At 26.6% G+C, this 2,701-nt stretch carries 4 protein-coding genes; all 4 read left to right on the forward strand.

Annotated elements, in window-relative coordinates; all coding sequences use genetic code 11:
• Nucleotides 1–384 precede the first annotated feature (384 nt).
• The 4 genes from QZ146_RS08545 to QZ146_RS08555 all read left to right on the forward strand — a co-directional run bounded on the left by QZ146_RS08545 (nucleotide 385) and on the right by QZ146_RS08555 (nucleotide 2,679).
• On the forward strand, nucleotides 385–555 hold the full coding sequence (locus tag QZ146_RS08545; RefSeq protein WP_295723620.1) for a hypothetical protein: 171 nt from the start codon (nucleotides 385–387) through the stop codon (nucleotides 553–555).
• A 5-nt stretch (nucleotides 556–560) separates the two neighbouring features.
• Complete coding sequence (locus QZ146_RS08895; RefSeq protein WP_365316985.1) at nucleotides 561–758, forward strand: CHC2 zinc finger domain-containing protein; 198 nt, start codon at nucleotides 561–563, stop codon at nucleotides 756–758.
• 428 nt (nucleotides 759–1,186) lie between these two features.
• On the forward strand, nucleotides 1,187–1,426 hold the full coding sequence (locus tag QZ146_RS08550) for a hypothetical protein (RefSeq protein ID WP_295723623.1): 240 nt from the start codon (nucleotides 1,187–1,189) through the stop codon (nucleotides 1,424–1,426).
• A 203-nt stretch (nucleotides 1,427–1,629) separates the two neighbouring features.
• Complete coding sequence (locus QZ146_RS08555) at nucleotides 1,630–2,679, forward strand: hypothetical protein (RefSeq protein WP_295723626.1); 1,050 nt, start codon at nucleotides 1,630–1,632, stop codon at nucleotides 2,677–2,679.
• Nucleotides 2,680–2,701: the final 22 nt, after the last annotated feature.

The raw sequence follows: 2,701 nt of genomic DNA on the forward strand, positions 1-2,701 counted from the left end.
AAATTGTATTTTTACAAACAATTATAAATGAATATGATAAATATAAAAAATAAGAGATTTCAGCCCGAATTTTATTCAGAAGATTTCAGGCCCCTAAATTTTATAATTTTTTCACTACATCTCTATTGATATCTTCTTGAGTTACTAAAACAAGATTTTTTACTTTAGCATATGCAATTAAAGTTTAATCTAATTCTTTAAACACTTATTTTACGAAACAAATTATTAGATTTTAGTGTACTTGGCAATCATAGGACAAAGCAGAGACTACAGTACACATATAATTCTAAAACAGATTTAATAACAACTCCAATATCAACAGATACAAGTTTTGATGATTTGTTAAACATTTTAAAAAAGAAATCTAAAGTAATAGATTTTAATATGGATGATTATATTAGTACAGATAATTTTACAGATAATTTAAAACAATTAGAAAATAAAATAGTTAAAACTAATTATGATAAACAATTATTAAGACAAAAGAAGGTAATGCAGAATAGGAAATATAAAAATAATTCCACAAATAAGGATATGGTAACCATTATGGAGTAGAAACCATTAAAGACTATGGTAACAGAGTAACTTGTTTATGTCCCTTCCATTTTGATAATAAATCAAGTGTAGTAGTCTTTAAAGAATCAAATATCTTTAATTGTAGTGCGTGCAATATCAAATATAATTATTATGATTTCATTAAAGAAATAGAAGGAATATCAGACACAAAAAAGATAATGGAAATAGCTAATAACATCTAATCTATTAATAGATAACATTTTTTAAATAATTATTTCCTGAAAAAATCGACAGATAAGATAAATAAAATGGGGGGGGGGGCATTTTGTTTGTTTTTTATTTCTGTTGGTTTTTTTTATAGTGTTTTGATATATTTTTTTTATTCAGATATTAGCATTATAGGGTTAGGGGGTATGTTTTTGTTTAGTGTTGTTTTGTGGTGGGTTTATATATTTCGTATTACCATAATTGATAAGTTACTAATTTTTTTTATAAAGGGACATCCTGTTTAAGAATTAAATTTCTAAGAAAACACAGAATATATATGAGGGTTGAATTACTAACATTGGGGCTTTATGATTGTTTATTTTCCTCTGAGGGGGCTTTTTATGGGGTAATATTTATTAGTTATAATATACCATTATAATAATATGGAGGTTTTTTTTTAGACATGAATAATAAAAATAAATATTTTTTAGTTTTCATGTTTCTTGTTTGTATTTTAAGTATTTCTGCTATAAGTGCAACAGAAAATACAAGTAAAGAAGTAACTAATACTAATACTAAAGAATATAGTGCTTTAGAAACAACTACTCATCAATATGATGATGTTTCAAATAGTAATGATGATGTTGAACTTAAAAAAGAAGAAATAATAATGTTAATGGTGATAGGCAAGGTAAGTCTGTAAACGATGAAACCACTGCAGAAAATGAAGAACCATTATCTTTCAACGACTTAAATACAACTATTAATGGTAATATTAATTCTACAATCTATTTATCCAATAATTACAAATATGATGCAGATGTAGACTCTAATTTCAAAGATGGAATTTATATTAACAGAAATTTAACAATCTATGGTAATGGAGTAACAATTAATGGAAGTTACTTGGCAGGAATCTTTAGTGTAATTGATTCAAATTACAATGTTAGATTTTATAATATAAATTTCATAAACGGTAAAGCAGACTTTGGTGGAGCAATCTTTGGTGGGGGTAGTGCATATAACTGTACATTCACCGGAAACAAAGTAGACTATATTGGTGGAGCAATGTATTATGGAAATGCATATAACTGTACATTCACCGGAAACCAAGCAATCAATTATGGTGGAGCAATGGCTTATGGTAGTGCATATAATTGTACATTCACCGGAAACAAAGCAGGCAAAGATGGTGGAGCAATGTATGAGAGAACTGCTAGTTTATGCAGATTTAATACAAATTCAGATACAACTGATGGTACAGAGATTATTCCTGCTATTATAAATGTAATAAATTACACTTCACCTTATCAATCAGGTGAAAGATTAAAATTCAACTTAACAGTAAATGGTACATTGTATGATAGATTTAATACTACCATTAAAATATACAAAGATGGTTCATTAGTTAAAACTGTTTATGCTTTAAGTGGTGAAGGATGGATTGTAGATTTAGAACCTGGTACATATACTGCTGTTTTAAGTCTCACAGATTATCCAAAAGAAAACTCAACAAATGCAAGTATTATTGTTTCAAAAAATAAAGTTGTAAGTAAAATTATTGCAAATCCTGTAACAACTACTTATAATATAGATAAATATTTAGTGATTACATTAAAAGATGAAAAGAATAATCCTATAACTAGAGAAGTATTAACTGTAAAAATATTAGGCAGTACTAAAAACTATAGGACTGATAGTAATGGTCAAGTTAAAATTAAAGTTCCAACTTCTAGTCCTAAAACATATACTGCAAGGATTAAATATGCAGGATCAGATAAATATAAGGCTTCATCAGCATTAGGAAAAATTACAGTTAAAAAAGCTACTCCAAAGATAACTGCAAAACCAGCAAGCTATAAACTTAAAGTAAAAACCAAAAAAATACACTGTAAGCTTAATGAACCAAAACAAAATAGTAAAAAACAAAAAAGTAACAATAAAAATCAACGGTAAAACATATACAACTAAAACTAAT

This window comes from uncultured Methanobrevibacter sp. (assembly GCF_905235195.1).
GTDB lineage: Archaea > Methanobacteriota > Methanobacteria > Methanobacteriales > Methanobacteriaceae > Methanarmilla.

What these genes read in the sequence shown, in the direction of transcription:
- QZ146_RS08545 (WP_295723620.1), top strand. Translation starts at nt 385, where the DNA reads ATGGATGATTATATTAGTACAGATAATTTTACAGATAATTTAAAACAA.
- QZ146_RS08550 (WP_295723623.1), top strand. Translation starts at nt 1,187, where the DNA reads ATGAATAATAAAAATAAATATTTTTTAGTTTTCATGTTTCTTGTTTGT.